Raw genomic sequence first — 26304 nt, forward strand, 5'->3', positions numbered from 1 at the left:
ACTACTTTGCGGGCTCTGAAAACGCCGTCAGCAATTGTTGGGTGTTCCAGCGGAACATGGCCAGATAGCTCGGGGCTTGGCCACCTTTGGCGCTCAACGTATCGGCATACAAGGTGCCACCTATCGACACTCCTGCTTCGGAGGCAATCTGCTTCAAGGCGGCAGACATGCTGCCTTGCTCAAGAAACAGGGCACGCACATGTCCGGTGCGAATCTCCTGCAACAGGGCAGCCATGTCTTTGGCGGATGGTTCTGCCTGGCTTGAAATCCCTACCAACGAAAAAATGCGGATGTCATACGCGGCGCCAAGATACCCAAAGGCATCATGCGAAGTGGCCAGCACCCGGTGGAATGGCGGGATTGCAGACAAGGCGCTGCGCCACTGGGCATCTTCTTGCTGCAGCTGCTGTATGTACGCTTGCGCCCGCGCCGCATATGCCGACGCATGAGCAGGATCTGCCTTTGCAAGGCCGGCGGCAATGTTGCGCACATACTGCACCCCGTTGCGCAAATCCTGCCAGGCATGCGGATCCGGCTCTTGGCCATCGTTCAGCATCCGTGCATGCACACCTTGCGACGCCACTACTTCAAGCCCGGCAAAACCCGAGGCCTCTTGCAGCCGTGGCAGCCAGGTTTCAAAACCCAGCCCATTGATGACCAGCACCTGGGCAGCCCCCAGAACCCGCGCATCCCGTGGGCTGGGCTCAAAGCCGTGACCATCCTGCATAGGGCCCACCAGCACATCCAGCCGGATATCAGGGCCTCCCACCACCTGCACCATATCACCCAGAATAGAGAACGATGCCACCACCCGCAGGGGTTTCGCCGTCCCGCCCGAAGCCTCCGCCGAGACCGTCTGCGCCATGACAAGCGCAGGGACCATCAGCAGGCATAACACCAGGCAACGCCCGGCGTGGCAGATGGCAGTAAAGAAAACCGCCGGCGGCGACACTCGCTTAGACAAGCGGATTGTTGGGATGAGTGTCTTCATGGGCCTGATTGAGTGATTGCAATAAACGGGCGCGCCGGGTGCGCGCCTGCCGAAGTGTTTGCACCAGCCCCCCATGGGGGCCCAATGCCACGGATACAAAATAGGCAGCCCCGGCCGCCAAGATAATGGCCGGCGAGGCCGCAACATCGGTGTAATAAGACAACAACAAACCGGCATAAGAAGCCAGGGCCCCCAGCATAGCGGCCAAAATCATCTGGCCACTGATGGAGCGCACCCAGAAGCGTGCAGCTGTGGCCGGCAGCATCATGATGCCCACCACCATCAGGGTGCCCAGCACCTGAAAGCCCGCCACCAGGTTAAGCACCAACAGCAACAAAAACCCCATATGCGCCCAGGCGCCGATGTGTCCTTCAGCACGCAAGAACGAGGGATCCAGGCATTCGGTAACCAGCACACGAAACATGGCTGCCAGCGCCAGCAACGTGATGCTGCTGACGACTGTGACAAGAATCAGGGCGGCCTGACTGAGCCCCAGCACAGTGCCAAACAGCACATGCATGAGATCCTGGCTGGTGCCCTTGAGCGACACCAGCAAGACGCCAAGCCCCAGGGACACCAGATAGAACGCCGCAAAACTGGCGTCCTCACGCAAGGGTGTCAGGCGAGACACCAGCCCTGCCAGCAGCGCCACCACCAGCCCGGTGATCAGTCCCCCTACCATCATGGCCGTCATGGACAGCCCAGCGGTAAGAAACCCCACAGCCACACCCGGCAAGATCGCGTGGGCCATGGCATCCCCCATCAGGCTGAGACGGCGCAGCACCAAAAAAACCCCCAGAGGGCCGGCCGCAAACGCCAAGGCCCAGGAACCCGCCAGTGCCCGGCGCAAAAAGCCAAAATCAATAAATGGCTGTACCAGCACATGCCATAAGGTCATCATGGCAGGCTCCCCGCGCACAGATGGCGGGCCAGATGCAGATTGGCCGCATTCAGCACCTGATCCGTGGCCCCCCACCCCACCACCTGTCCACCCAGCAGCAAGGTATCTGGGAAATGGCTGCGCACCATGTCGAGATCATGCAGAACGGCAATGATCGTGCGGCCCTCCGCATGCCACAGCTGCAATAAAGCCAGCAGATCTTCGGTGGTGGAATGGTCGACCGCCGCGAAGGGCTCATCCAGCAAAATCACCTGCGCATCACGCATCATCAGGCGCGCAAACAGCGCCCGCTGCCGCTGCCCGCCCGACAGCGTCTCAACCGGCTGATGGCCAAACCCCGCCAAACCCACGGTATGCAGGGCCGCTTCCACAGCGTTCAGGTCAGATGAGCTCAGACCGCGCCACCCCCCGGAACGATGCCAGGCGCCCAAGGCCACCAGATCGAAGGTGCTGACAGGCACACTGGTGTCGAGCTCGGCCGCCTGAGGCAGGCAGCCCAGATTGCCCGAGAGATCTGGTGCGGTTTGAATATGCCCCCGCAGTGGGCTGAGTTGCCCGGCCAAGGTTTTGACCAGTGTAGATTTGCCTGCCCCGTTGGGGCCCACCACCGCAGTGAAAGAGCCGCGGACAAACTGACCGCTGACATCGCGCACGGCAATGTGATCGCGCCAGCCCAGCCACACTTGCTGCAGCTCGATGGCAGGCGCAGCTTGCTGGGCAGCGGCCTTGGCCGGCTGGGGAGTTTGCATCACAATGCCCAGAAGGTGAGCGCCCAAAGCAGCAGCAACGCCCAGGTCACGCGCCGCATGCGACATCCCGCCGATAACAGCAAGGCAGACCCCCGGTAAGTGCGCGGGTGGCGACGAGTGAACAATAAGCGCATGGCAAGTGAAAGCAGTAGACGTGGCCGGAGACGGCTGGTGATCAGGATGATTTGTTATGTTATAACATAACTATTATGGGTACCCAGGCACATTCTCATTCTTCGGCAAAAATTCAGCATCAACTGCTGACGGCCGAGCATCTCTGTTCGCAGCGCGGCTCGCGGCTGACGCCGTTGCGCAAGCGCGTATTGGAAACCCTGTTGCGGCACCATGGCAGCCTGAAAGCCTACGAGCTTCTCGATGCCTTGCGCACCAGCACCCCCGGCGTGGCCCCTCCCACGGTGTACCGGGCGCTGGATTTCCTCACCGAGCAAGGCCTGATCCACCGCCTGGACGCCATCAACGCCTGGACGGCCTGCACCGATGCCGGCGGCACGCGCCACGACTTGCTCATCGTCTGTATCCGCTGCGGCACGGTGGCCGAACTAAGCGACCCGGATCTCAGCCAGCGGTTGGCCGACTGCGTGGCACAAACAGGCTTTGCGCTGGACGGCCACGAGACCGAACTGCGTGCAATCTGCGCCCGCTGCCTGGCCAACCCTTCGCCCTCCACCGAGGCAGGTTTGCCCTAAACCCCTGCCTATGATGTAATCGCATGCTGATTGCATCACGCACTTGACAAGCATCACAAACCTAAAAACCTGATTCAGGTCGGTTTGCTTGTCCTGGCACATGCATCAATCAAAGGTCTAACCATGAACACTGCTGATACTGCCCGATCCATCGACACCATGATCCCGGTTACCATCCTCACCGGCTTTCTTGGCTCAGGAAAAACCACGCTGTTGCGACGTATTCTTACCGAATTCCACGGCCAGCGAATCGCCGTGATCGAAAACGAGTTTGGCGAAGAAAACATCGACAACGATGTGCTGGTGCAGGATCGCGACGAACAGATCGTCGAACTCAGCAACGGCTGCGTGTGCTGTACCGTGCGCGGTGATCTCATCCGCACGCTCAACGACCTCTCCTCCCGCCGCAAGGCCGGGGCCATCCAGTTTGATCGCGTCATCATCGAAACCACCGGCATGGCCAACCCGGGCCCCGTGTGCCAGACGTTTTTCATGGATGACGACATCGCCGAGGCCTACCGCCTGGATGCCGTCATCACCGTGGTTGACGCCAAACACGGGATGGCTACCCTGGATCGCCAGGAAGAAGCCCAGCGGCAAGTCGGCTTTGCCGATCGCATCCTCATTTCCAAAAAAGATCTGGTCAACGACGCCGATTACGAAGCCCTGCGTGCGCGCCTGTTGCACATCAATCCACGGGCATCGATTGCGCCCGTGCACTTTGGCGAAACCGATCTCAACACGCTGCTGGATGTCAGTGGCTTCAACCTCGACGCCATCCTCGATATCGATCCCGAGTTCCTGGCCGAAGAAGACGCCCACGATCACGATCATCACGACCATGACCACGAGCACGACGAGGACGGCCACGTATGTGGCACCGGGTGCACCCACGATCATCACGACCACCATCACGCCCATCACAGCGACGACATCGGCGCTTTTGTGTTTCGTGCCAACCGGCCCTTTGACCCCGAGCGCCTTGAAGACTTTCTTGGTGGCATTGTTCAGGTGTATGGCCCGGATCTGCTTCGCTACAAAGGCATCCTGTACATCAAGGGCATCAAACGCCGCATGGTGTTCCAGGGCGTCCACATGATGATGGGGGCCGAACCCGGTACCCCCTGGAAAGCCAGTGAAAAACCGAATACCCGACTGGTGTTCATTGGCCGTAAACTGCCTCAAGACATCTTTACTCAGGGGCTAGAGCAATGCCTGGCCTGACCGCCCACCCCACGCTGCCCCGCATCATCAATGGGATGCGGACGACAGTTCCAGGCAAATAATAAGGAAGGACACAACATGGCTAGCAAATCAGGCACCAAATCGGCAGCCAAAGCCCTCACCGAAAAAGAACTCTTGGCAATGTCCGACAAGGACTACATGAACAGCGCCCAACTGGCGTTCTTCCGCGATCGGCTGCACCAGCTCGAGCACGAAATCCTGACCAACGCAGGGGCTACCACCGAAAACCTGCGCGAAACCCAATACGTGCCCGATCCCGCCGACCGCGCCACCATCGAGGAAGAACACGCCCTCGAGCTGCGCACCCGAGACCGCGAACGCAAGCTGCTGAAAAAAGTGCAGCAGGCCATCGCGCGCATCGATGCCGGTGAATACGGCTGGTGCGAAGAAACCGGCGAGCCCATCGGCGTGCCGCGTCTGTTGGCCCGGCCCACCGCCACCTTGTCACTCGAAGCCCAAGAGCGGCGCGAAATGCGCCAAAAGCTTTACGGCGACTAAGCCAGACGGCAAACAGGCAGCCTCACAGCCCACACGGGCGCTGCCTGGCTGCCAGCACCTCTCGCCACCCCGTGGCCCTGTGCCAGGCACTTGCCTTGCCACCCTCACCCTTGAAATTTCCCTCTGGTGTCCCCATCTCTCTGGTTCTGGACCAAGAGATCACCATGGAACAATTTCACGCCACCACCATCGTTTGTGTCCGACGCGGCAGCGATGTCGCTCTGGGCGGCGATGGCCAAGTCACACTGGGCGACATCGTCATCAAGGGCACAGCCCGCAAAATCCGCCGCTTGTATCACGACAAGGTACTGGCCGGCTTTGCCGGGGCTACTGCGGATGCCTTCACACTGCAAGAGCGCTTTGAGGCCAAGCTGGAGAAGCATCAGGGCCACCTGATGCGTGCAGCCGTCGAACTCACCCGCGACTGGCGCACCGACCGCGTCCTGCGGCGCCTGGAAGCCATGTTGATCGTAGCCGACCAAGACCACACCCTGATCCTGACGGGCAACGGCGATGTGCTCGAACCCGAGCACGGCATCGCAGCCATCGGCTCGGGCGGGGCCTACGCGCAATCAGCAGCCAGAGCCCTGCTGGATGCCACGGATCTGTCTCCGGCCGAAGTGGTCAAAAAATCGCTCGAAATTGCCGGCGACCTCTGCATCTATACCAACCAAAACCACATTGTTGAAACGCTATAGGCCTGCCATGTCCTCCACACCCATGACCCCAAAAGAAATTGTCTCGGAGCTGGACAAGCACATCGTCGGCCAGGACAAGGCCAAGCGCTCAGTGGCGGTGGCCTTGCGCAACCGTTGGCGTCGCCAGCAGGTGGCCGAACCACTACGCAACGAGATCGTACCCAAGAACATCCTGATGATCGGGCCCACCGGCGTGGGCAAGACAGAAATCGCCCGGCGTCTGGCACGCCTGGCCAACGCGCCGTTTATCAAGATCGAAGCCACCAAATTCACCGAAGTGGGCTACGTGGGGCGCGATGTCGACACCATCATCCGCGATCTGGTGGATGTGGCTGTCAAGCAAACCCGCGAAACCGAGATGCGCCGGGTCCGCACGCAAGCCGAGGACGCAGCTGAAGACCGCATCCTCGACGCCCTGCTGCCACCGCCGCGCAACGCCCAGGGCCAGCCTGAGCGCGAAGACAACAATACCCGTCAAGTGTTTCGCAAGCGCCTGCGCGAGGGCAAGCTGGACGACACCATGATCGATATCGAAGTGGCGCAGGCCCCTGCCCACATGGAAATCATGGCGCCACCAGGCATGGAAGAAATGACCGAGCAGCTGCGCGGCATGTTTGCCGGCCTGTCCCAGGGCAAAACCAAATCACGCAAGCTGTCAGTCAAAGAGGCGTTTCGCCTGCTTACTGAAGAAGAAGCCAGTCGGCGCATCAACGAAGAAGACCTGCGCACCCAGGCAGTCACACTGGTTGAGCAGCACGGCATTGTGTTTCTCGACGAAATCGACAAGATTGCCAACCGCCAGGAAGCCAGTGGCAACGATGTCTCCCGCCAGGGGGTTCAGCGCGACCTTTTGCCGCTGGTCGAAGGCACCACTGTAAACACCAAATACGGCATAGTGCATACAGACCACATCCTGTTTATTGCCTCAGGGGCGTTTCATCTGGCGCGGCCATCCGATCTGATCCCCGAGCTTCAAGGCCGGTTTCCCATCCGGGTCGAACTCGACTCTTTGTCGACACAGGATTTCGTGCGCATCCTAAGCACCACGGATGCCGCTTTGACCAAGCAATACGGCGCCCTGATGGCCACTGAAGACGTCACGCTCGAGTTCACCGAAGAGGGCATCCAGCGTCTGGCAGAGCTGGCCTTTGAAGTCAATGAACGCACCGAAAATATTGGTGCGCGCCGCCTGTACACCATCATGGAAAAGCTGCTCGAAGACCTCTCGTTTGAAGCATCCAACCCGGGCGCCGAATCTGTGGTGATTGATGCGGCATACGTCAATGACAAGCTGGCCGAGGCGGCCGGCAGCCAGGATCTTGCCCGCTACGTACTGTAATCATGCCGCCGGCGTGCCAGCCACGCCGCACGCTGATCTTGCCTGCCGCACACGGTAAACACAGTGGCCTGGCCCAGCCCCCCGTTTTGCAACACTGCACGGGGGGATTTTTTTATTGCTTCTCGAGTTTGACCACCCAATACTGGCCGTTGCGACGTTCGGCGGTGAAATCCACTTTGTCGCCAGGCTGAACACCCGCCAACAAGGTGGGATCCAGGTGATACACAAGCGTCATGGCAGGCAAATCGAGCTTGCTGATTGCGGAGTGACGAATTGTGATCTTGCCCTTATCGGGTGTTACCCGCACCACAGTGCCACTGGCCTGGGCCTGCACAGACTGGGCCTGAACCACGGCTACTGGTACCCCTATCGCCAGCACCGAAGCCAGCAAGACCGCGCCGCCTTTCCGGGGCATCCTGCCCAGCAAGCGGCGTGCAGCAGCCGTCAGGCTCACCACAACGAAACACAAAAAAGACATAAGCTAAACTCCTTGGGGTTTGAATCTAGCATAACGCCAAACAGAGTTTATTTTGCCTACCCCCATTTCCGGCTACATCCTGCGGCCTGCCACCGCATCCGATATTCCCGCCATCTACGGGCTGATGCTCGAGATGGCGCAGTTTGAAAAACTGACGGATATTTTCAAGGCCACGCCAGCTACCTTGCAGGCCAGTTTTTTTGGCCCTGAGCCCGCCGCCCACTGCCTTGTGATTACCACAGAAGCCGCACCCGAGACCGCGATTTCGTACATTATGTGGTTTCACAACTATTCCAGCTTTCTCGACCGGCGCGGGCTGTACCTCGAAGACGTGTATATTTCACCCGCCCATCGTGGTCGCGGCTTGGGGGGCTGGGTACTGAAACACCTGGCCGCCAAAGCCCTTGAGCTGGGTTGTGGCCGCTTCGAGTGGGTAGTGCTCGACTGGAACCAGAACGCCATCGACTTTTACAAGCATCATGGTGCAGAGATTCTTGACGACTGGCGTATGGTGCGCGTCACGGGCGATGCGCTGCAGCGTCTGGCCACACAGCCCTAAGGCACTTTCAGCCAGAGGGCACGCGGGCGCGTACCCTGGCAAAACCCAGGAGATTGGTATGTCTGTTCGCGTTTCAATTGTGGCCACCCGCACCGGGGATGATGGCACCACCGGCCTGGGTGACAAAAGTCGGGTATCCAAGGACGCACCGCGCATTGTTGCACTGGGGGATGTCGATGAACTGAACAGCGCCATCGGCCTCTGGCGCGCTCAGGGCTTGCCTGCCGATATCGACTCACTTCTGGCACAAATCCAGAACGATCTCTTTGATTTGGGTGCAGAACTAAGCATTCCGGGCTGGACGTCGCTGCAGGCCGCGCATGTTGAGCGGCTGGACAAAGCACTGACACACTACAACGCAAACCTTGAACCATTGCGGGAGTTCATCCTGCCCGGGGGCTGCCTGGCCGCCGCACACGCCCACATGTGCCGCACGGTGGCACGACGCGCAGAACGATCCGTGGTGGCCCTGTCGCATCACGACACCGTCAATACGCCCGTGCGTCATTACCTGAACCGCTTGTCAGACCTTTGTTTTGTGCTGGCCCGCCAGCTGAACCGCACAGCCCAGACGTCTGATGTCCTGTGGCGAAACCCTGCCAGCCAACCTTAACGTGCGTCTTCCGAATGCACCTGTAATGCCTCGAGAAAACGCGACACCATGTTGTACGCCGCAATCGTGGCGGTGAGCTCAACGATCTCGGTATCGGAAAACCACTGGCGGACTTCCTGAAACACGCTGTCTGAAACCTGCACAGATAATGTCATCGCATCCACATAGGCCAGCACCACCTGCTGGCGCGCATCAAATATCCCCGAGGGCACCGGAGACAATGCCACACCGTTGAGTTGATCCTGGCTGAGCCCCTCGGACAGCGCAATGGGCGCATGCTGATCAGCTTCGTAGGGCGCGCGATTGAGATGGGCAATGCGCATGATCACCAACTCTCGCAAGGCGCCATCCAGCCCGGACTGCTGCCGGATCGCAGTGAGATAGCCGAGCCAGCCCTGCGCCACGGGCGGGCTATGCAAGAGCATCTGATACAAGTGAAGCACACTGCCGCGCTCGGCAGTGATGCGTTGCGCCAGGGCAGCGGCGCCCTTTTGGCTTAAATCTGCATATGGCAATCGGGCCATGAGAACCTCCGTGTAATGCCGGCCATCCGGCAAAGCAACTAACAAGCAGCCGATACATCCGGCAGACCGCAGCCTGCAACACTGGGATGGATATTATCAGACAGGGAAACTCCCCAGGCGTCCCCTGCATTTTTCGGCGTATGCTGGGACTGACAAGGAAAAGACTGAGTCATGATCGGGCATTGGGGCTGATAACCATTACACAACACGATAAGTTATATTCAACAAATGTTTCTGATATCATATATTATGAAACATTCAATCCAATTTTCCACGACTGCCCATCTGCTTTCTTATGCCGCCACCTGCTACGCCTGACGCGCTGATTCAACATATTCAGTCGCTGTATAACCAGCTTAGTCCGCAGTTTCAGCAGGCTGCCCGATACCTCATCGACCATCCTGCGCAGGTATCCACGCTTTCAGCCCGCAAACTGGCCTTGCAAGCCGAAGTACAGCCAGCCACATTGGTGCGGCTGGCACAGCATCTAGGCTATCCGGGCTGGGAAACGCTAAAAGCGGTGTTCACCCGCGACCTCCAACACAATCCCAACAGTTACACTGCTCGCGCACAATCGCTACTCGAGCGCCCCGAGCCCGGCGAGGCCAACTGGCACACTGCAAGCAGCCAACAGGCGCGCAATATCGCCAGCCTCGAGTCTGCCAACCACCAGGCCATGCAGCGGGCCGTGGCACACCTGGTCAAGGCCAAGCGCATCGCCATCGCCGGCTTTCGGTCGTCGTACCCACCAGCATTCAGCCTGTGTTACTTGTGCAGCCTATTTCACCCCAACGTTCATCTGCTGCACAATGCCGGGGGCACCATGAGCCTGGCTCTGCACCATCTGCAGCCTGAGGACACCGTTATTGTCATCAGCTATACGCCCTACTCGCGTGAGATCCTGGCGGTTGCCCAGGCAGCACGCCAGCGCGGATGCACTCTGTTGGCACTTTGCGACAGCCAGGTTGCGCCCATTGCCTTGCTGGCCGACCATATCCTCATTGCATCCGTCCAGGGGCCCTCGTTTTTCCCCTCAACAGTCGCCCTGCAGTCATTGATCGAAATGCTGGCCCAACAATGGCTGGTGCACAGCGGCGGGTCCGCCATCAAGGCGCTTTCCCAAGCCGAAGCACAGCTGCACGCCACTGGCGCTTATCTATGATGCCTGATTTATCCCCTGATCCTTCCCTGTCGTGGCTGGACGCACACGGCTCTCACTACGAGATTGGCCTGGCACTGGGACAATGGGGGGCCGATGCCTGTCAGCGACACCTGGTGCAGTCTGCTGCCTGGGCGCAAGTCATGGCATTTCGAGATCACCCGGGCATCGGCGCCCTGCACGATCTCCTGCATCGCCATTTTCCGTGGATAGAGCGCGAACTCACAGGCCTTGCCGAAGGCCTGGGCCTGCCCAGCCAGGATGTGTTTTTATGGAATTGCCGGGGGGATCTCTGGGCAATGGTGCCAGATGGCTGCACCACAGTGCTACAGCCACAGTCCCTCAGCCACAACGAAGACGGAGACCCCGGATTTGCGGGTGCCTGCGGGCTGGCCCGGGTTCGGCCCATTGACGCACCCGCCTTTGTCTCGTTTGTCTATCCAGGCTCCTTGCCCGGACACACCTTTGCGGTAAACCAGGCAGGCGTTGCCATCACCGTCAACAATATCCGCGCACAAGGAGCGCAGGCTACGGGCTTGCCCCGCATGATGCTCACCCGCGCCTTGCTGGCCTCACAATCGCCCGCACAAGCGATCACCATCTTGCGCAAGCACCCACGCATGGGGGCGTTTCATCTGGGGATTGGCCAGGCGGGCGCACCCGCCAGCTTCAGTGTCGAGTTCACCCAAGGGGCCGTGTCTGTGCAGCCCGTGCGCCAGGGGTGCCGCGTGCATGCTAACCATGCCATCCACGACACCCAGCAGGGGTTGGCGCAGGTCATTACGGCATCGTCGCAACACCGGCAGCAACGGGGCGACACACTCGCGCAAGACACCACCGACGCCCTGGAGATTCTCCGCGACACCAGTGATGCACAAGAGCCGATTCTGCGCCTGTCAGCCCAAGATACCGACCACGAAAACACCATGGCCACCGTGCATATCAACCTCTCGAGTGATACCCCACAGTGGCTTGTCTACGAGCCCGGCCAACAACAGCCGCTGTTTCGTTTTGACGGCCTGCATCGGCAGACCTGAATCAAAACGGCCGGGCTACACCACACACCGCCGCAAGGCTTAGCGCACGCGGCTGACCATGTACTCTACGGCGGCACGCAAGGCGGCATCATCCGCCTTGGTACCGCCACGAGCCGGCATGGCACCCTTGCCATGCGTGGCCACAGACATCATTTCATCCATGCCACGGGCGATAATGGGCTCCCAGGCCTTTTTGTTGCCCAGTTTGGGCGCATTGGCAGCACCCGTGCTATGACAGGCGATGCACGCCGATTTATACAGCTTTTCGCCTTGTTTGAGCGTGCCGCCATCGCTGGCCATCGACAAGGCGGGCAGCAGTGCCAGGCCCAGGGCAACGGTGCTTAGGGATTTGATGAACATCTGAAAATCTCCGCGAGTAATTGGTACGTGGTGTATTAGAAAAAGTGCGTCAGGGGATGGGGCTTGGGGCCACCACTTGCTTCATGAGGTCGTTGTCCCATTTGCCCTCGACCTTGACGTGGCCTGCCGCACCCAGCTCGAAGGCCTCGATCAGGTTGTGATTGACGTAGGCATACACGCCAGGCTGCTTGAAGGTGTACAAAGCAACCCCTGCCGTGCCACCCGGGATGAACCAGGTTTCGAGATTGCGCTCGGGACGGTTGATGAACTTGCCGGTTGCCCAGACGTAATCCCCATGGCCACCAATCAGGTGCGGACGCGTGTCGCGGTTGGCTGTCGAATGGATAAACAGCACTGACTCACCCACTTTGGCTGTCAGGGCACCTTCTCCGGTGAGTGCGCCCACCTTGCCGTTGAACACCACATGCGAAGGCACCAGCTTGCGCATGGTCTCGACCGTATCGCCATAGCTTTCAAGCGGCGTTGCGTACGACTTGAAATTACCTTCTTCGTCCTTGGGGATGTAGAGATCGAACTCGCCAATCGTGTAGGCTTTGTCGTAGTGCAGCTTGTTGCCGTCGCCGTCTTTCAGGCCTTCTCGAGGCAGCACCATCAACGTGCCGCTCATGCCCGATACCACATGCCAGGGCACCATGCCTTCGGGGGCGCAATGGTAGATAAACGCACCTGTGCGATCAGCCTTGAAGCGCAACACGGTTTGCTCGCCCGGCTTGATCTTGGTAAGCGCACCGCCCCCCAAGGCCCCGGTAGAGGCATGAAAATCGATGTTGTGCTCAAGCGTGTTTTTAGTGGGATTGATGAGCGTCAGCTGAACATAATCACCCTCATGCACCACCATGGTTGGTCCGGGCATCGTGCCATTGAAGGTCATTGCCTGCAGCGTTGTACCGTTTTCTTCATCAATGACAATCTGCTTTTCCTCAATCGTCATGGTGAACTCGACAACCCGCGGCTTGGCTGTGGTGGCTTGCTCATGAGCCATCACGTTGGGCGGGGCGACCAGCATCGGGCGGATATGCTCCAGGGCATCCGCGGGGTCTGCCAACGCTGCACCACCAGCCAACAACGAAGCCAAAGCCGTGGCGGCCATACACAGACGAAAGACCTTCATATACAACTCCCTGTTTGATAATGTCGTCTTGTTCGACAACACCATCGTGACATGGGCTGGGTTAACCCTTATTGCGCCAGATCAAACTTATTCAGCAAAGGTTAATGTTGATGAACAAAGTTTGATCTGGCGCAAACTGCATCAGGAAGCTGTTGCGTTTTCACGAATCAGACGAAACCCCAGATTGGCGGGAGGTAAACCAATCGAGCAGGCGCCATTGCGCGGGTCGCGGATGAAGTCGGGCATGGCGGCAATATGAGCACCGGCAAGGATCCGTACACTGCAGTTCTCACGAGGCGCCAGATCCAGTGCTCCAACCCGGTGGCTGACAAAGCAGGTGTTGGTCCACTCCCAGACATTGCCGGCCATATCGCTCAGACCCAGCGTGTTAAGTCCAAAATGGCCAAACGGCTGAGCAGCCTTGATACGGCCCCGGGCACGAATGATTTCGCGATCATATTGGGCCAGCCAACGCACGGACGGATCGGACGGATCGGACGGCAAGGCGCCTTCCGGGCGATAGCGATCGGCGGCGGCACGCACCCACTCGGCATACTCCGGCAGGCGCCAGGTATGCCCTGTTTGTTGCGACAACCAGGCCGCATACGCTGTGGCGTCTGCCCAGCTGACGCCCACAGCGGGCAAATCCGGAGAATTCAAGGACCGAAAGCCTTTGTCCAGGGGCTTGCAGGCCCCCGCCTGCACACAGCCGGCGTATTCGGCCTGGCTCACCTGACGACGCATGATCGCGCGGCCGCTGCCCACCATCCCCTGGATCATGGGAGCATCCACAGGCGTGCCATGCGCCAGAAACTCGCCAGGCGCCTGGTAGGTAAAGGTGCCGTGCGGAATCACCACTGTCTCAAGCGCCGAGGCCAAGGCACACGGTGTGGCAGCCACACCAGACAAGAGCACAACACCCGTAAAAGAGTATGCCGCTCGCACCCAATGGCGCAGCCACGCGGGGCGAAAAAAAGAGTGCGGATTGAGGGCTGATGAGGGTGCTGTCATAGGGGGCTCCGGAAGTACCCTCTTATTGAACCTGCAACCCCTCACAACCATTTTGAGATGGGTCAAAAACCCAAGGGATAACCCTTATTCAACCTCTTATTTACCAGTAAAGCGAGGCGGCCGTTTCTGCATGAAGGCATCAATGCCCTCGGAGACATCATCGGTGAGCATGTTTTCGGTCATCACGCCGGCGGCGTACTCGTAGGCCTGAGATAACGGCATGTTCAACTGCCGATACAGCATCGCCTTGCCAATGCGAACCGCCACCGGGCTCTTGGCCAAAATAGTGTCCACCAGCCCGGCAACCGCCACGTCCAGCTGATCGTCAGGTACGGCATGATTGATCAGGCCGGTATCGACGGCCCGGGCAGCGCTGATGAACTGCCCTGTTACCAGCATTTCGAAGGCATTTTTAAGCGGCACATTACGTGTCAGTGCCACAGCGGGTGTCGAACAAAACAACCCGACATTGATGCCGGATACTGCAAAACGCGCGCTGTCGGCCGCCACAGCAAGATCACAGCTGGCCACCAGTTGGCAGCCAGCCGCCGTGGCGGTGCCATGCACACGCGCAATCACGGGCACAGGGCACGCTACCAGGGCCTGCATCACCCGGCCGCAGCGGGTAAACAGCTCGCGATAGTAATCAGCATCGCCTTCGTGAGTGCGCATCTGTTTAAGGTCGTGACCCGCACAAAAGGCTCGTCCCCGGGCTGCCAGAACGACGGCACGCAAAGCAGCGTCGTCGCGGCAGGCGTCCAGTTGCACCTGCAGCGCATCGAGCATGTCTTCTGACATGGCATTGAACTGGTCGGGCCGGTTCAGCGTCAGCGTGAGCACGTCTTGGTAGCGCTCAACAAGCACCAGATCATCGGGTGAGTGTGACATGTGCAAGGTCTCCTTGAGAGTGGTCAGCCTGCCAAGCCTGCCTGAAGTGCTGGGCCAGCAAATTGCCTACATCAAAGAGATTGGCACGGATCCCGCAAGACTGCAAATCAACCGTCTGCAAGCCTGCATATCCGCAGGGGTTGATGCCAAGAAACGGTATGAGATCCATGGACACGTTAAGCGCAACCCCGTGGTAGGCGCACCCACGACGGATCTTAATCCCCAAGGCAGCAATTTTGGCCAGTGCCTCGCCTTGTGGCTGGACAAGCGCGGATTGCGGCACATAGATACCCGGGGCGCCCGGCTTGCGGCATGCCTGTGAAAGCCCCAGCGCAGACAAGGTATCCAAAACAGCCTGCTCAAGAAGGCTGACGTAGTCCCGGACAAAAATCCCTTTGCGGCGCAAATCTACCAGCGTATAGAGCACCACCTGCCCCGGGCCGTGATAAGTGACTTGCCCCCCACGATTGCAATGCACCACCGGGATCCCGTGCGGGTTGAGGATATGGGACTCCAGCCCTGCCTGGCCCAGGGTATAGACCGGCGCGTGCTCAACCAGCCAAAGGGCGTCCTCTGACTGATCCGTGCGGTTTTCGGTATAGGCCTGCATGGCCTCCCACACCGGCAGGTATGGCGCGGGGCGATCCAGCCAGCGCAGCTGCATGGTGTTGCCCTAGAGCACCACAGACACCAGCTCGTGTCCATGCAGGGCACGATACAGGTCGTCGAGTTGCTGTCGCGAATGCACTCTTACCATGAGGGTAAGACCCAGATAATTGCCACTGCGACTGGGACGAACCTCGATGGTGGCGGGGTCGAAATCAGGGACAAAACCCTGCACCAGTGCCGACATTGCCGGCAAAAACACATCCTGCGACTTCCCCATCACTTTGATGGGGAAGTCGCAGGGGTAACGGATCAGGGAGTCTTCGGGGGGGAGGCTGGACATGCGCTGTTATTGGAACATCAACCGAACCTTATCCACCAGACGGCCAAAGAACCCGGCCTGAGGCACTGAGTGCATCACTTGCAACGGCACTTTTTTCAGGGTTTTATCACCCAACGAGATCACCAGATCTCCGGCCGCTTGCCCTTCGGTGAGCGGCGCCATCAGGGGTTGCGTATAACGGGCTTCGGTTTTGATCTGATCGGCCTGGCCACGAGGAACCGTGATCCACAAGGGCGTGTTGACGCCGAGGTCGGCGGTTTCAGACTCGCCTTCCCAGACGCGCGCCGCCACTGCCGGCTTGGTCTTGTCCAGCAGCTTGACCGTGTCAAAGTTTTTGAAGCTCCAGTTCAGCAGCTTGAGGCTGGCTTCGGTGCGGGCGGCATCGCTGGCAGCCCCCACCACCACAGACACCACGCGACGCTCGTCACGCAAGGCCGTGGCCACCAGACAATAGCCCGCCGACTGCGTGTGCCCGGTTTTCAGGCCATCGACGGTGGAGTCGGCCCACAACAGACGATTACGGTTGCTTTGCTTGATGTTGTTGTAGGTAAATTCTTTTTGGCTGTCGTAGTGCCGATACTGCGGAAACCGCTGCACCAATGCGCGCGCCAGCACGGCAAGATCTTCTACTGTGGTGACATGGTCTGGGTCGGGCAAGCCGGTGGAGTTGACGAAATGGGTATGCGTCATCCCCAGTGCCTTGGCCTGCTGGTTCATCAGAGCCACAAAGGCAGACTCGCTGCCAGCCACGCCTTCTGCCAGCGCCACGGTGGCATCGTTGCCAGATTGCACCAGCATCCCCTGCAACAGATCGTCCACCAGAACATCCGTATTGGGGTTGATGAACATCCGCGAGCCTTCGGTGCGCCAGGCTTTTTCCGAGACATGTACGGTTTGATCCAGCTTCAGCCTGCCTGTCTCCAGGGCCTCAAAGATGACATAAGCCGACATCAGCTTGGTCAGCGAGGCGGGTTCGACTGCGGCCGTGGGATTTTGTGCTGCAATGATTTGTCCGCTGGTGGCATCAAGGGTAAGCCAAGCCTTTGCACCCAAGGTGGGCAACGGGATATTGGACAAGGTACTGACGCCGATGTTCTCGGAGGGAGCGGGGGTCTCGGCCGACGCAGGCTGCGGCGCATCAGCCGACCACGCCGCACTCGGGGCAAGCAACAAGGCGCAACTAAGCGCCCAAGGTGCCAGGCGAAAGCGGGAGAGGGTCAGCAGAGAAAATCTCATGGGCAGGTTCACGGTGAAAGGTTGAAACAGGCGAAATATGAGGCCCATTATAGGCAGCGTCAGAGGGCCGCCTTAAAGCCCGGGCCGGAGAAATCGAGACAAAACGAAAGCAACTGAAACAAGGATGCGCAAAGCAGGCCGCCTGACACAGCCACGAAAACACCGTGTTCCAGCCCATCTGCGGCAAACGCACACCAGCACAGCGGGCACGGCCGCAGCCTCTGTACTGCTCAGGCGCTGGTGTCAGGCGCCTCACGCAGGCCGGCCAGCCCCTGCAGCACGATCTGGCGCAGAATCAAAAGCCTGCCATGAAAAAAGTGGCTGGCATCGGGCACCAGCGTCAACGGCAACTGATGCGTCCTGGCAAAGTCCAGCGCCTCGGAAACCGGAACCACTTCATCCTGCTCGCCATGGATCATCAGGACATCGGGTGGCAACGACAAGGCACGATAGCGAAAGCGCTCGACGGCGCAACCGATCAGCATCAGGCGGCGCGGCAACGGCACGTCGAGGTCTGCAAGCTCGGCATATAGCTGCGCAGCCACAGCAGAGCCAAACGAGAACCCCGCCAGTGCCCAGGGGCCCGCGCAGGCTTGCGGCCATGTCTGGCGCACATGCTCGACACAGGCAACCATATCCCGGGTTTCACCCACTGCGTGATCGAACACACCCTCGGAACCACCCACACCACGAAAATTGGGACGGATGGTCAGCAGGCCACGCTGCACGCAGGTGCGCGCCACCGTGGTGACGACCTTATTGTCGCGTGTGCCGCCATGCAAAGGATGCGGGTGCAGCACCAGCGCCCAGCCAACAGGTGACTGTTCGGGATGGTCCACGGTATATTCAACGGTTCCCGACATCCCCTGAAAGGCCGCTTGTTGCGTTCGCAAACCCATAAAAGGCTCTCCGGTATGTCACATACCGTCATTCTACTGACATGACAGCCTCCTCTTCAGATACTTCTTCGCTTGCATTGCCCCCACCCGAGGTCCTTGCCGCACAGATCAAGGCCGGTTTGCCGCGTTTTGGCCACACCGACTGGTTGCCCGAGACGCGATCCACCAACGCTGATCTGCTTGATCGTGCACGCCACGGCGCCATGAACCGGCCCTGGCTGCTGGGCACGCATCTGCAGACACAAGGCCGCGGACGTGCGGGGCGCACCTGGCAAAACCGCGTGGGCTCAAACCTGATGTTTTCCTGCGCCTTCGATGTCTTTTTGCCCGCACGGCAACTGCCTACCCTGGCACCACTGATCGGCATGGTCAGTTGCCAGGCCCTGCGCCGCCTGGTTGGCCCGGCAGTGCGCAGCCGGATCAACATGAAATGGCCCAACGACGTGCAGTGGGATCAGGCCAAGCTGGCCGGGATCCTGATCGAATCCACGCGCTCGGGCACCGCCCCTGCCGCCGATCACCACCTCATCATCATCGGCATGGGACTCAATTTGCAAGACGCGCGGGCACTCTCGCTATCACTCGACCGCCAGGTGGCCGACTGGTCCGAGATCAGCACTGTCGACGCGACGGCAGCGGGCGTCCAGGCGGGGCAATGCGTCTGCCATCTGGCCCAGACCTGGTACGAGGCCCTGAACCTGGCCAGCGCCCATGGATTTTCCGGCCTGCCCGCCCAATACGCAGAAGTCGACGGCCTGGCAGGCCAGATCCTGGATGTGCTGGACAACGGCAAGCTGCGCCAGACGGGTGTGGCTTGCGGCATCGACCCACAAGGACGATTGCTGCTGCGTAACAACGACGGCACCACCCCGGTGTCGGTGGGTGAAATTTCCGTGCGGGTGCGACGATGATGCTTCTGATTGACGCGGGCAACACCCGCAGTAAAGCCGCCTGGCTGGATCCCGTCACCCTCACTCGGCAAACCCCTGCCCTGACACTGGAAGACAGCCATCTGGCCAATCTGGCGCACTACCTGCCACAGCCCCCCACCCACATCCTGGGCTCCAACGTGGCGGGCCCTGCGGCCGGCCAGCGGTTAAACCAGGCCTGCCTCGCCACTTGGGGGGTATCCGTCCACTGGTGCGATACCCGGGCCGGACATACCTTGCTCTCCAACCCCTACACACCGCCCGGACGCCTGGGGTCAGATCGCTGGCTGGGCCTGCTGGGCCTGCTGCAGCATCTTCAGGCAGATCCTGCCTGGCAAAATGGCCATCCAGCGTTACTGGCCAGCTTCGGCACGGCCACCACCATCGACACATTGATGCCACCGCCTGCACAGGTAGACTGCCTGCCGGCGTTTTTGGGTGGGCTGATTTTTCCGGGGCCGTCCCTGATGCTGCACAGCCTGGCTCAGGGCACGGCACAACTGCCACTAGCGGCCGGCCATCTGGCCGATTTTCCACAAAATACGCACGATGCCATCAGCAGTGGTGTCGCAGCAGCCCAGGCCGGCGCCCTGATGCGCCAGTGGCAACTCGCCCGCGACCGTGCCCACGGCCGTCCACCGATTGTGTTTGCCAGCGGCGGCGGCTGGCCCATGGTGGCAGACGAAGTGCGCGCGCGCCTGGCGTTCATCCAGCACCGGCTCAGCTTATCGCCGGGCCCCGTCCATGTGCTCGACAGCCCCGTGCTGGACGGCTTGGCACTCCTTGCCAGCCAGGGGGACACCGGGCACGACGCGCCAGACACACCCTGAGACAAGAAACCAGCCACACACCGGGCTGATTGCTATACTCGACTCCAATCTGTTACCCGCCGCACAGGCCAGGGTGTGCACCCACACCAGGTCCTGACGGCACACACTTCATGCGCTTTTTGCTGACTCTCGCCGTAGTAGCCAACGTAGCCGTCCTGGCCTACGGACAAGGCTTTTTTGGCCCGCCACCGGCTGATGCCGGGCGCACGCCACGTCCCCTGTCGCAGCGCAATCAGCAAGTACTGATAGTCGCCACCCCTCTTCCTCCAGAACTCCCACAAAAATGAAACCCATCCGTAAAGCTGTGTTCCCGGTTGCGGGCCTGGGCACGCGTTTTTTACCGGCCACCAAGGCCATGCCCAAAGAAATGCTGCCCATCGTGGACAAGCCCCTGATTCAGTACGCAGTAGAAGAAGCACTGGCAGCGGGCATCACCGAGCTGATTTTCATCACCGGACGCCACAAGCGGGCGATCGAAGACCACTTTGATCGCATGCCGGAACTTGAAAGCGAGCTGGAAGCCAAGAACAAGCACCAGTTGCTGGAAGTCATCCGCACGATATTGCCTGATCACGTGCACTGCATTTACACCCGTCAGGCAGAACCCCTGGGCCTGGGCCACGCAGTGTTATGCGCCGCCCCCATTGTGGGCAACGAGCCCTTTGCCGTGTTGCTGGCCGATGACCTGCTGGACGCGGAAACCGCCGTGACCCGCCAGCTGGTGGACGCCGCCCATCAGCACGATGGCAGCGTGCTGGCCATCCAGACCATCGACCCGCAGGACAGCCAAAAATACGGCATCATCTCGGGTCCGGCCATGGACAGCCGCAACACCCGTGTCGAGTACATCGTCGAAAAACCGGCACCCAAGGATGCACCGTCCAATCTGGCAGTTGTTGGGCGCTACATACTGGAGCCGGAGATCTTTGATTTTCTGCGCCAGACCCGTGCCGGGGTTGGCCAGGAGATCCAGCTGACCGATGCAATATCGGCAATGCTGTCACAACGACGGGTCGTGGGGCATCGCTACGATGGCGAGCGCTATGATTGCGGCAGCAAAGAGGGCTTTTTCAAGGCCACCATTGCACTGGGCCGCAAGTATCACGGCCTGTCTGTGGATTGATCCGGCACCGGCTGCCTAGCAGCCAGCAAGGACTGAATCCCATGCACCACGCGGCTGACCGCACCCGTATGCTGGGTAACCCAATGGCGTCCGGCTTCTGAGGCCTGGTGCCGTTCGGCGGGCTGATCCAGCCACATCAGCGCTTGGCGCACCGCACGGCCGGCGTCTTCAACCTGCATGGCGGCCCCGGCAGCGCGGGCATCCGCCACCGCTTGCTCGAAGTGCGCTACATGCGGCCCGACAATCACAGGGCAGCCCAAGGCACTGGCTTCGATGAAATTCTGGCCCCCAAGCGGTGCAAAACTGCCCCCCACAATCGCCACATCGCAGGCGGCGTAATACCAGGGCATCTCGCCCAGGGTATCACCCAACACCACATCCGCCTTTTTGCAGGCCGCCACGGCAGAGCTGCTATCGTCTCCCAGGGACAGAAGCTCGGTACGCCGGACAAATACAAGCCCGGCAGCACGCAGCTGATCAGCCGCCTGATCAAAGCGCTGCGGATGCCGGGGAATCAGCATGAACAGCACTGGCAAAGAGGTTTCGATCCCGTCACCCTGGCGCGGCCGCTGGCGTTTGATGGCGTCAATGAACCAGGCGTCTTCACCTTCCCGGGTGCTGGCAATGGCCACCACCTGACGCCCCAGTTGCCCGGCAAAGGCGCGTCCACGCGCGGCCTTGTCGGCATCCAGGGGAAGATCAAACTTGAAGTTGCCCGAGACGCTGACGCCCTGAACGCCCAATTGCTCGAGACGCTGGGCATCCGCCAAAGATTGCGCATATACCCGTGCCAGCTGCCCATATGCTTGCGTCATCAAATTGCCCACCCGCAACGTGCGATACAGGGCGGCATCAGACAAACGGGCACTGGCCAGCACCAGGGGCACCCCCGCCTGGGTGGCGGCATGCACCAGATTGGGCCAGAGTTCGCGTTCGATCAGCACCCCCAGCGCCGGCTGGTAGTGACGAAAAAAACGCCGGGTGGCGCCAGGAAAATCGTAAGGCAGCCACGCCTGCTGCACACGGCCGGCAGTAATCTCATCCATATAAGCGCGCTGGCCCTCGGCCCGGCCGGTGGCTGTGAGATGCGTCAGCAACACCGAATAACCGAGATCAAGCAGTGCCCGGATCAGGGGGTGGGCCGCGCGGGTTTCACCCAGACTGACGGCATGAATCCAGATGGCGCCGGTTTGTACAGGCTGTTTACCATAGCGCCCAAACCGGCTGGCACCCAGTACAGCCCATTTCCCGCCGGCGCGGCGTGCCCGCACACCCATCCAGCACAGCAACACCGGCGACAGCACCATCAGCAGCAAGGAATACAGGTAGCGGCTCATGCAGCCCCCACCGCAGGAACAGGCGACCGCGCAGCATCCAGGGCCTCGTCGATGGCAGCCAATACCTGCCCGGCATCCGGTGCCTGGCCACGCTCGCCCAGACTGGCGGTATAGGCCGGCCCCTGCAAGGGTGTGCGAACCGGGGTGGACGCTTTGTAGATCCCGATGGTGGGCCGCCCAAGACCTGCGCTGAGGTGCGTCAGGCCACTGTCCAGCCCGACCATGATACGGGCCTGAGCGAGCTCATCAGCCACTTGCCGCAAGCCCATACGCGGCAACACCTGGGCATTGTCGCGACCTTCAATCAGGGCACGGGCCCGGTCTTGCTCGGCATCGTTACCCGCCAGCAAACGCAGGCCCAGCCCGCGCGCCTGCAGATTATCAAACACCTGTTGCCAGGCAGGCGCCGGCCACAGCTTGTCATCACGGCTGGCCGACGGCATGATCAGCGCCACCGGCTGCACTTCAACGCCATCAGTAATGGCCTGCAGACCAAAATCGGGAGCACCCTCAAAGGTATAGCCAAACGCTGCCGCAGCCAGCGTGCGCTGGCGAATAATGGCGGGTTGCCAGAACTCGACCCGGTGGCGGACGTCGTAAAATAGGGATGCCAGGGGCTCACGCGCAGACTTCCAGTCGAGCCCGTGGCGCCGCCCACGCGCCTGACGCACCAGCCACACGGATTTCAGCAAAGCCTGCATATCCAGGATGATGTCGTAGCGGCGCCCGGCCAGGGTTTCGCGCAGGGCGGCGCGTTCGCGGCGTGTTTGTGCACTCCACCAGTGCTTGCGCCAACGCCGGTGCGCCACGGGGATGACCTCGTGGACAGCGGGATGCCATGAGGGAATCTCGGCAAAGGATTCTTCGGCGATCCAGTCGATCTCTGCGCCGGCCACATGCGCCGCTACGTCGCTGATCGCGGGCAGCATGTGAACGAGATCGCCCAGAGAGGACGTGCGGACAATCAGGATACGGGTTGTCATGACGCGATTATAGGCGGCACCATGGTCCTGGATGACGGGTTTCCGGGGGGCATTACTTGTGAAGCCCCCGGGACGCCAGTATCCTTGAACCAGCCAATTCACCATGTCTATTCATCGGAATCACCATGACCTGCTACGCACTGGGAGACCTGACTCCCCATATCGACGCCTCTGCGTTTATCGCCGCCGAGGCCACCATTATTGGCGCCGCCACCCTTGAGGCAGGCACCAGTGTCTGGCCAGGCGCAGTAATCCGGGCAGACAACGAACCCATCCATATCGGCGAAAACTCCAATATCCAGGAGGGTGCCGTGCTGCACGTGGATGCCGGCAAACCGCTCACCATCGGCCGCGAGGTGACCGTGGGGCACCAGGCCATGCTGCATGGCTGCACCATCCAGGACGGCGCTCTGGTCGGGATCCAGGCAGTGGTACTTAATGGTGCAGTGATTGGCCGCCACAGCCTGGTGGGTGCAGGTGCCCTGGTGACCGAAGGCAAGATATTTCCCGAGCGCTCTCTGATCCTTGGCGTCCCTGCCAAGGCGGTGCGCACATTGTCAGACGACGAAGTCGCGGCACTCGAGCGCAGCGCCCGCGATTACGCCGCCCGTGCCGGCCACTACCGCCAAAGCTTGCGGCCGCTTTAATTACTCACCACCCCGCGATACAACCGCAGATAGCGCTCTACCATAGCGGGTACCGAATATTCCTGCCTCACGTGGGCCTGAGCCCGTTCGGCCATTTCGCGGGCTGCATCGCGATGATCCAGCACCCAGGCCAGGCGCTGCGCCAGATGCGCCGCATCACCTGCGGGCACCAGCAAACCGCGATCGGGCAACAAGATCTCCGGGTGTCCACCCACACGGGTTGCCACCACGGGTAAGCCGGCCAGGCAGGCATCCAGCACACTGGTGCCCAGGGCTTCAAACCGCGAGCTGCTGACATACACATCTGCAACCGCCAGTGCATTGCCCACCTGCGACTGAAAACCAGCAAACAGATAGTGCTGTTGCAGGCCCAGCGCATCTACACGCGCACGCGCGCCAGCGGCAGCGGCACCCTCTGCACCACAATGCAAACACACCACATCCGGATGTTGCTGACGCAACTGATGCACGGCTTCAATAAGCGTCAAGGGATCCTTCTCGGGGCTCAAGGCCGCAGCCGTCACCAGCACCCGGTGTCCATCGAGCCCGAAGCGGGCGCGCAGGGCTTGCACTTGTGCGGGATCAGGCAGCATTGGCTGCACCGCACTGGGAATCAGCTGCACTTCCAGCCCCAAGTCTCTGGGGGCTGCCGCCGCTGCTGCGCTGATTGCGACCAGCGCATCCGCACGTGCCCATTTCCAGCGCTGCCGCCAGGGCCGCCCACCGGACTGAAATGCCGTGCGGCGGGTAAAGACCAGGGCGGCTTTAAGCACCGGCCGCAAGACAGCCAGCACAGTCATGGCCTGGGCAGTCTGGGCATGCATGACATCAAAGGATGCCCGCACGCGCCACAGCGCGCGCAAGAGATCGGCTGTACCCCGGCAAGGCAGTATGGGGATCCCCGCTTCTTTGGCGCGTTGGGCCAGAGGCCCACCGCAACGCGCGGCCAGCCCAACCGAATGGCCGGCGGCCTGCAGCCCCTGCAAAATAAACAGCGTCTGGCGCTCGCCGCCGCGCCAGCCTTTTTCGAGGTTGATCTGCAGGATCCGCATTACATGCCGTGCAACCAGCCAGAGAACTCAATCAAACGCATGGGTTTACGCATGTAATCAGGATTTGCGCACCGGACGCTTCCAGCCGGAAATGCTTTGCTGGCGCGCACGGGAAATTGTCAACTGGCCTTCGGGGGCATCCTGCACCAGTGTGGTGCCGGCACCCAGGGTGGCGCCCCGCCCCACCGTGACAGGCGCCACCAGCTGCGTATCCGAGCCAATAAAAGCGTCATCTTCGATGTAGGTCTGAAACTTGTTTACTCCGTCATAGTTGCAAGTGATGGTGCCCGCACCAATATTGACGCGTTCTCCAATGACGGCATCCCCGAGATACGCCAAATGATTGGCTTTGGAGCCTCGTCCCAGACGGGTTTTTTTAAGTTCGACAAAGTTGCCCACATGCGCATCAGGGCCGACATCCGCCCCCGGACGAAGCCGCGCATACGGCCCGATACGTGCCGCCGCACCCACTTGTGCGCCTTCGAGATGCGAGTAGGCATCCAGGACAGCGCCGGCAGCAACCGAAGAATCGCGAATCACGCAGTGCGGGCCCACCCGTACGCCATCGGCCAGTTTCACGGTGCCCTCAAACACGCAGCCCACATCAATAAAGACATCCCGGCCACACTGCAAGCTGCCGCGCAAATCAAAACGCGCCGGATCGGCCAGAGTCACCCCTTGCTCGAGCAGGCGCCTGGCCTGCTCTTCCTGCCAGATGCGCTCGAGTTGCGCCTGTTGCACCCGACTGTTGACACCGAGGGTTTCGTAGTGCGCAGCGGGTTGGGCATGAGCCACGGGAAGGTTCTCGCCAACTGCCAGGCCAACGATATCGGTGAGGTAGTACTCACCCTGGGCATTGTCGTTGGTGATCTCACCCAGCCAACGCCGCAACGCCGCCGTGGGCGCAGCTAAAATGCCGGTATTGACTTCGTGAATGGCCTGCTCTGCCGGACTGGCATCCTTGTGCTCGACAATGCGTTGCACGCGCCCTTGTGCGTCGCGCACGATACGGCCATAACCACTGGGATCGTCCAGTGTTTCGGTAAGCAGTGCCAAGCCATTGCCCCGCGCCTGCAACAGGGCACGCAGCGTATCAACCTGCACCAAAGGTACGTCGCCGTACAACACCAGGCTGGTGTCATCGGCATCACCCTCAAGCAATTGCGGCAGTGCCTGCATCACAGCATGGCCGGTGCCCTGTTGAGGCTGCTGCAGGGCAAATTTGAGATCTTGTGTGTCGTATGCCGCCTGAACGCGATCGGCGCCATGCCCCACCACCACAACGATACGATCGGGAGACAAGGCACGGGCGGCTGCCAGCACATGGCCGAGCATCGGTTGCCCCGCAATGGAGTGCAATACCTTGGGCAAATCAGACTGCATGCGCTTGCCCAAACCGGCAGCCAAAATAATGATGTTCAACATAGGAT

31 protein-coding genes are annotated in these 26304 nt (G+C 60.5%); 14 read left to right on the top strand and 17 right to left on the bottom strand.

Going from position 1 to position 26304, the window contains the following annotated elements; all coding sequences use genetic code 11:
• Position 1: 1 nt before the first annotated feature.
• Genes ABS758_RS01570 through ABS758_RS01580 form a run of 3 tightly spaced genes read right to left on the bottom strand, consistent with a single transcriptional unit; the run spans position 2 to position 2641 of the window.
• Complete coding sequence (locus ABS758_RS01570) at positions 2-991, bottom strand: metal ABC transporter solute-binding protein, Zn/Mn family (RefSeq protein WP_350380016.1); 990 nt, start codon at positions 989-991, stop codon at positions 2-4.
• On the bottom strand, positions 957-1889 hold the full coding sequence (locus tag ABS758_RS01575) for a metal ABC transporter permease (protein WP_350380239.1): 933 nt from the start codon (positions 1887-1889) through the stop codon (positions 957-959). Before ABS758_RS01575 ends, ABS758_RS01570 begins: the two co-directional genes overlap by 35 nt.
• A complete protein-coding gene (locus ABS758_RS01580) occupies positions 1889-2641 on the bottom strand; it encodes a metal ABC transporter ATP-binding protein (protein ID WP_350380018.1) in 753 nt (250 codons plus the stop codon). The genes ABS758_RS01575 and ABS758_RS01580 overlap by 1 nt, the downstream gene beginning before the upstream one ends.
• 209 nt (positions 2642-2850) lie before the next feature.
• On the opposite strand from ABS758_RS01580, the gene ABS758_RS01585 reads away from it, so the two are divergent.
• The 5 genes from ABS758_RS01585 (at position 2851) to hslU (ending at position 7128) form a co-directional block, all read left to right on the top strand.
• A complete protein-coding gene (locus ABS758_RS01585; RefSeq protein ID WP_350380021.1) occupies positions 2851-3348 on the top strand; it encodes a Fur family transcriptional regulator in 498 nt (165 codons plus the stop codon).
• Between the two features lie 123 nt (positions 3349-3471).
• Complete coding sequence (locus ABS758_RS01590; protein ID WP_350380023.1) at positions 3472-4572, top strand: CobW family GTP-binding protein; 1101 nt, start codon at positions 3472-3474, stop codon at positions 4570-4572.
• A 78-nt stretch (positions 4573-4650) separates the two neighbouring features.
• The gene (gene dksA / locus ABS758_RS01595) at positions 4651-5091 is read left to right on the top strand and encodes an RNA polymerase-binding protein DksA (protein ID WP_350380025.1); all 441 of its coding nucleotides are present in this window, start codon (positions 4651-4653) and stop codon (positions 5089-5091) included.
• A 164-nt stretch (positions 5092-5255) separates the two neighbouring features.
• Complete coding sequence (gene hslV / locus ABS758_RS01600) at positions 5256-5789, top strand: ATP-dependent protease subunit HslV (protein ID WP_350380028.1); 534 nt, start codon at positions 5256-5258, stop codon at positions 5787-5789.
• Between the two features lie 7 nt (positions 5790-5796).
• On the top strand, positions 5797-7128 hold the full coding sequence (gene hslU / locus ABS758_RS01605; protein WP_350380030.1) for an ATP-dependent protease ATPase subunit HslU: 1332 nt from the start codon (positions 5797-5799) through the stop codon (positions 7126-7128).
• A gap of 112 nt (positions 7129-7240) precedes the next feature.
• On the opposite strand, the gene ABS758_RS01610 is transcribed toward hslU, so the two are convergent.
• Positions 7241-7543, bottom strand: a complete 303-nt coding sequence (locus ABS758_RS01610; protein WP_350380241.1) for a copper-binding protein — start codon at positions 7541-7543, stop codon at positions 7241-7243.
• Positions 7544-7658: 115 nt separating this feature from the next.
• Here ABS758_RS01610 and ABS758_RS01615 point away from each other — a divergent pair, with 115 nt between their 5' ends.
• Positions 7659-8165: a GNAT family N-acetyltransferase gene (locus ABS758_RS01615; RefSeq protein ID WP_350380033.1), complete on the top strand. Its 507-nt coding sequence runs from the start codon at positions 7659-7661 to the stop codon at positions 8163-8165.
• A gap of 58 nt (positions 8166-8223) precedes the next feature.
• Positions 8224-8778: a cob(I)yrinic acid a,c-diamide adenosyltransferase gene (locus tag ABS758_RS01620; protein ID WP_350380035.1), complete on the top strand. Its 555-nt coding sequence runs from the start codon at positions 8224-8226 to the stop codon at positions 8776-8778.
• Here ABS758_RS01620 and ABS758_RS01625 read toward each other — a convergent pair.
• Complete coding sequence (locus ABS758_RS01625; protein ID WP_350380038.1) at positions 8775-9302, bottom strand: carboxymuconolactone decarboxylase family protein; 528 nt, start codon at positions 9300-9302, stop codon at positions 8775-8777. The genes ABS758_RS01620 and ABS758_RS01625 overlap by 4 nt on opposite strands.
• Positions 9303-9597: 295 nt before the next feature.
• On the opposite strand from ABS758_RS01625, the gene ABS758_RS01630 reads away from it, so the two are divergent.
• Both ABS758_RS01630 and ABS758_RS01635 read left to right on the top strand, forming a co-directional pair.
• On the top strand, positions 9598-10464 hold the full coding sequence (locus tag ABS758_RS01630; protein ID WP_350380040.1) for a MurR/RpiR family transcriptional regulator: 867 nt from the start codon (positions 9598-9600) through the stop codon (positions 10462-10464).
• A complete protein-coding gene (locus tag ABS758_RS01635) occupies positions 10461-11498 on the top strand; it encodes a C45 family autoproteolytic acyltransferase/hydrolase (RefSeq protein ID WP_350380042.1) in 1038 nt (345 codons plus the stop codon). The genes ABS758_RS01630 and ABS758_RS01635 overlap by 4 nt, the downstream gene beginning before the upstream one ends.
• A 39-nt stretch (positions 11499-11537) precedes the next feature.
• Here the strand turns inward: ABS758_RS01635 and ABS758_RS01640 are convergent, their stop codons facing one another.
• From ABS758_RS01640 to ABS758_RS01675, 8 genes are all read right to left on the bottom strand, one after another.
• Complete coding sequence (locus ABS758_RS01640; RefSeq protein ID WP_350380045.1) at positions 11538-11858, bottom strand: c-type cytochrome; 321 nt, start codon at positions 11856-11858, stop codon at positions 11538-11540.
• A 49-nt stretch (positions 11859-11907) separates the two neighbouring features.
• On the bottom strand, positions 11908-12990 hold the full coding sequence (nirK, locus tag ABS758_RS01645; protein WP_350380047.1) for a copper-containing nitrite reductase: 1083 nt from the start codon (positions 12988-12990) through the stop codon (positions 11908-11910).
• A 141-nt stretch (positions 12991-13131) separates the two neighbouring features.
• Positions 13132-14001, bottom strand: coding sequence for an SUMF1/EgtB/PvdO family nonheme iron enzyme (locus ABS758_RS01650; RefSeq protein WP_350380049.1), 870 nt, complete (start codon positions 13999-14001; stop codon positions 13132-13134).
• 96 nt (positions 14002-14097) lie between these two features.
• The gene (locus tag ABS758_RS01655; RefSeq protein ID WP_350380052.1) at positions 14098-14889 is read right to left on the bottom strand and encodes an enoyl-CoA hydratase; all 792 of its coding nucleotides are present in this window, start codon (positions 14887-14889) and stop codon (positions 14098-14100) included.
• Positions 14870-15553 carry a lipoyl(octanoyl) transferase LipB gene (gene lipB / locus ABS758_RS01660; RefSeq protein ID WP_350380053.1) on the bottom strand — a complete coding sequence of 228 codons (684 nt, stop codon included), beginning with the start codon at positions 15551-15553 and terminating at the stop codon, positions 14870-14872. The genes ABS758_RS01655 and lipB overlap by 20 nt, the downstream gene beginning before the upstream one ends.
• A 9-nt stretch (positions 15554-15562) precedes the next feature.
• The gene (locus tag ABS758_RS01665) at positions 15563-15838 is read right to left on the bottom strand and encodes a DUF493 family protein (RefSeq protein ID WP_350380055.1); all 276 of its coding nucleotides are present in this window, start codon (positions 15836-15838) and stop codon (positions 15563-15565) included.
• A gap of 6 nt (positions 15839-15844) precedes the next feature.
• Complete coding sequence (locus tag ABS758_RS01670) at positions 15845-17074, bottom strand: D-alanyl-D-alanine carboxypeptidase family protein (RefSeq protein ID WP_350380058.1); 1230 nt, start codon at positions 17072-17074, stop codon at positions 15845-15847.
• 230 nt (positions 17075-17304) lie between these two features.
• A complete protein-coding gene (locus ABS758_RS01675; protein WP_350380061.1) occupies positions 17305-17973 on the bottom strand; it encodes an alpha/beta hydrolase in 669 nt (222 codons plus the stop codon).
• Positions 17974-18014: 41 nt separating this feature from the next.
• Between ABS758_RS01675 and ABS758_RS01680 the strand changes: the two genes are divergently transcribed.
• The 4 genes from ABS758_RS01680 (at position 18015) to galU (ending at position 20855) form a co-directional block, all read left to right on the top strand.
• Positions 18015-18884, top strand: a complete 870-nt coding sequence (locus tag ABS758_RS01680) for a biotin--[acetyl-CoA-carboxylase] ligase (protein WP_350380063.1) — start codon at positions 18015-18017, stop codon at positions 18882-18884.
• Positions 18881-19732, top strand: coding sequence for a type III pantothenate kinase (locus tag ABS758_RS01685; protein ID WP_350380065.1), 852 nt, complete (start codon positions 18881-18883; stop codon positions 19730-19732). Before ABS758_RS01680 ends, ABS758_RS01685 begins: the two co-directional genes overlap by 4 nt.
• Positions 19733-19842: 110 nt before the next feature.
• The gene (locus tag ABS758_RS01690) at positions 19843-20019 is read left to right on the top strand and encodes a hypothetical protein (RefSeq protein WP_350380068.1); all 177 of its coding nucleotides are present in this window, start codon (positions 19843-19845) and stop codon (positions 20017-20019) included.
• Complete coding sequence (gene galU / locus ABS758_RS01695; protein ID WP_350380070.1) at positions 20016-20855, top strand: UTP--glucose-1-phosphate uridylyltransferase GalU; 840 nt, start codon at positions 20016-20018, stop codon at positions 20853-20855. Before ABS758_RS01690 ends, galU begins: the two co-directional genes overlap by 4 nt.
• Here the strand turns inward: galU and ABS758_RS01700 are convergent.
• Positions 20834-22192, bottom strand: coding sequence for a 3-deoxy-D-manno-octulosonic acid transferase (locus ABS758_RS01700; RefSeq protein ID WP_350380072.1), 1359 nt, complete (start codon positions 22190-22192; stop codon positions 20834-20836). The two genes, galU and ABS758_RS01700, sit on opposite strands and share 22 nt — an antisense overlap.
• Entirely contained in the window at positions 22189-23175 is a 987-nt protein-coding gene (waaC, locus tag ABS758_RS01705; RefSeq protein WP_350380073.1) for a lipopolysaccharide heptosyltransferase I, read from the bottom strand. Before waaC ends, ABS758_RS01700 begins: the two co-directional genes overlap by 4 nt.
• 125 nt (positions 23176-23300) lie before the next feature.
• On the opposite strand from waaC, the gene ABS758_RS01710 reads away from it, so the two are divergent.
• The gene (locus ABS758_RS01710; RefSeq protein ID WP_350380076.1) at positions 23301-23822 is read left to right on the top strand and encodes a gamma carbonic anhydrase family protein; all 522 of its coding nucleotides are present in this window, start codon (positions 23301-23303) and stop codon (positions 23820-23822) included.
• On the opposite strand, the gene ABS758_RS01715 is transcribed toward ABS758_RS01710, so the two are convergent.
• Together ABS758_RS01715 and glmU are read right to left on the bottom strand one after the other, a co-directional pair.
• Positions 23819-24874 (bottom strand): glycosyltransferase, encoded by a 1056-nt coding sequence (locus ABS758_RS01715; RefSeq protein WP_350380078.1) that lies wholly within the window; start codon positions 24872-24874, stop codon positions 23819-23821. The genes ABS758_RS01710 and ABS758_RS01715 overlap by 4 nt on opposite strands.
• A 57-nt stretch (positions 24875-24931) precedes the next feature.
• Entirely contained in the window at positions 24932-26299 is a 1368-nt protein-coding gene (gene glmU, locus ABS758_RS01720) for a bifunctional UDP-N-acetylglucosamine diphosphorylase/glucosamine-1-phosphate N-acetyltransferase GlmU (protein ID WP_350380080.1), read from the bottom strand.
• Positions 26300-26304: the final 5 nt, after the last annotated feature.

It is taken from the genome of Castellaniella sp. FW104-7C03, from assembly GCF_040276085.1.
Classification (GTDB): Bacteria; Pseudomonadota; Gammaproteobacteria; order Burkholderiales; family Burkholderiaceae_B; genus Castellaniella.

Bases quoted from the DNA above. Each gene is read 5' to 3' on its own strand.
- ABS758_RS01570 (WP_350380016.1), bottom strand. From the start codon at position 991: ATGAAGACACTCATCCCAACAATCCGCTTGTCTAAGCGAGTGTCGCCG.
- ABS758_RS01575 (WP_350380239.1), bottom strand. From the start codon at position 1,889: ATGACCTTATGGCATGTGCTGGTACAGCCATTTATTGATTTTGGCTTT.
- ABS758_RS01580 (WP_350380018.1), bottom strand. From the start codon at position 2,641: ATGCAAACTCCCCAGCCGGCCAAGGCCGCTGCCCAGCAAGCTGCGCCT.
- ABS758_RS01585 (WP_350380021.1), top strand. From the start codon at position 2,851: ATGGGTACCCAGGCACATTCTCATTCTTCGGCAAAAATTCAGCATCAA.
- ABS758_RS01590 (WP_350380023.1), top strand. From the start codon at position 3,472: ATGAACACTGCTGATACTGCCCGATCCATCGACACCATGATCCCGGTT.
- dksA (WP_350380025.1), top strand. From the start codon at position 4,651: ATGGCTAGCAAATCAGGCACCAAATCGGCAGCCAAAGCCCTCACCGAA.
- hslV (WP_350380028.1), top strand. From the start codon at position 5,256: ATGGAACAATTTCACGCCACCACCATCGTTTGTGTCCGACGCGGCAGC.
- hslU (WP_350380030.1), top strand. From the start codon at position 5,797: ATGTCCTCCACACCCATGACCCCAAAAGAAATTGTCTCGGAGCTGGAC.
- ABS758_RS01610 (WP_350380241.1), bottom strand. From the start codon at position 7,543: ATGCCCCGGAAAGGCGGCGCGGTCTTGCTGGCTTCGGTGCTGGCGATA.
- ABS758_RS01620 (WP_350380035.1), top strand. From the start codon at position 8,224: ATGTCTGTTCGCGTTTCAATTGTGGCCACCCGCACCGGGGATGATGGC.
- ABS758_RS01625 (WP_350380038.1), bottom strand. From the start codon at position 9,302: ATGGCCCGATTGCCATATGCAGATTTAAGCCAAAAGGGCGCCGCTGCC.
- ABS758_RS01630 (WP_350380040.1), top strand. From the start codon at position 9,598: ATGCCGCCACCTGCTACGCCTGACGCGCTGATTCAACATATTCAGTCG.
- ABS758_RS01635 (WP_350380042.1), top strand. From the start codon at position 10,461: ATGATGCCTGATTTATCCCCTGATCCTTCCCTGTCGTGGCTGGACGCA.
- ABS758_RS01640 (WP_350380045.1), bottom strand. From the start codon at position 11,858: ATGTTCATCAAATCCCTAAGCACCGTTGCCCTGGGCCTGGCACTGCTG.
- nirK (WP_350380047.1), bottom strand. From the start codon at position 12,990: ATGAAGGTCTTTCGTCTGTGTATGGCCGCCACGGCTTTGGCTTCGTTG.
- ABS758_RS01650 (WP_350380049.1), bottom strand. From the start codon at position 14,001: ATGACAGCACCCTCATCAGCCCTCAATCCGCACTCTTTTTTTCGCCCC.
- ABS758_RS01655 (WP_350380052.1), bottom strand. From the start codon at position 14,889: ATGTCACACTCACCCGATGATCTGGTGCTTGTTGAGCGCTACCAAGAC.
- lipB (WP_350380053.1), bottom strand. From the start codon at position 15,553: ATGCAGCTGCGCTGGCTGGATCGCCCCGCGCCATACCTGCCGGTGTGG.
- ABS758_RS01665 (WP_350380055.1), bottom strand. From the start codon at position 15,838: ATGTCCAGCCTCCCCCCCGAAGACTCCCTGATCCGTTACCCCTGCGAC.
- ABS758_RS01670 (WP_350380058.1), bottom strand. From the start codon at position 17,074: ATGAGATTTTCTCTGCTGACCCTCTCCCGCTTTCGCCTGGCACCTTGG.
- ABS758_RS01675 (WP_350380061.1), bottom strand. From the start codon at position 17,973: ATGGGTTTGCGAACGCAACAAGCGGCCTTTCAGGGGATGTCGGGAACC.
- ABS758_RS01680 (WP_350380063.1), top strand. From the start codon at position 18,015: ATGACAGCCTCCTCTTCAGATACTTCTTCGCTTGCATTGCCCCCACCC.
- ABS758_RS01685 (WP_350380065.1), top strand. From the start codon at position 18,881: ATGATGCTTCTGATTGACGCGGGCAACACCCGCAGTAAAGCCGCCTGG.
- ABS758_RS01690 (WP_350380068.1), top strand. From the start codon at position 19,843: ATGCGCTTTTTGCTGACTCTCGCCGTAGTAGCCAACGTAGCCGTCCTG.
- galU (WP_350380070.1), top strand. From the start codon at position 20,016: ATGAAACCCATCCGTAAAGCTGTGTTCCCGGTTGCGGGCCTGGGCACG.
- ABS758_RS01700 (WP_350380072.1), bottom strand. From the start codon at position 22,192: ATGAGCCGCTACCTGTATTCCTTGCTGCTGATGGTGCTGTCGCCGGTG.
- waaC (WP_350380073.1), bottom strand. From the start codon at position 23,175: ATGACAACCCGTATCCTGATTGTCCGCACGTCCTCTCTGGGCGATCTC.
- ABS758_RS01710 (WP_350380076.1), top strand. From the start codon at position 23,301: ATGACCTGCTACGCACTGGGAGACCTGACTCCCCATATCGACGCCTCT.
- ABS758_RS01715 (WP_350380078.1), bottom strand. From the start codon at position 24,874: ATGCGGATCCTGCAGATCAACCTCGAAAAAGGCTGGCGCGGCGGCGAG.
- glmU (WP_350380080.1), bottom strand. From the start codon at position 26,299: ATGTTGAACATCATTATTTTGGCTGCCGGTTTGGGCAAGCGCATGCAG.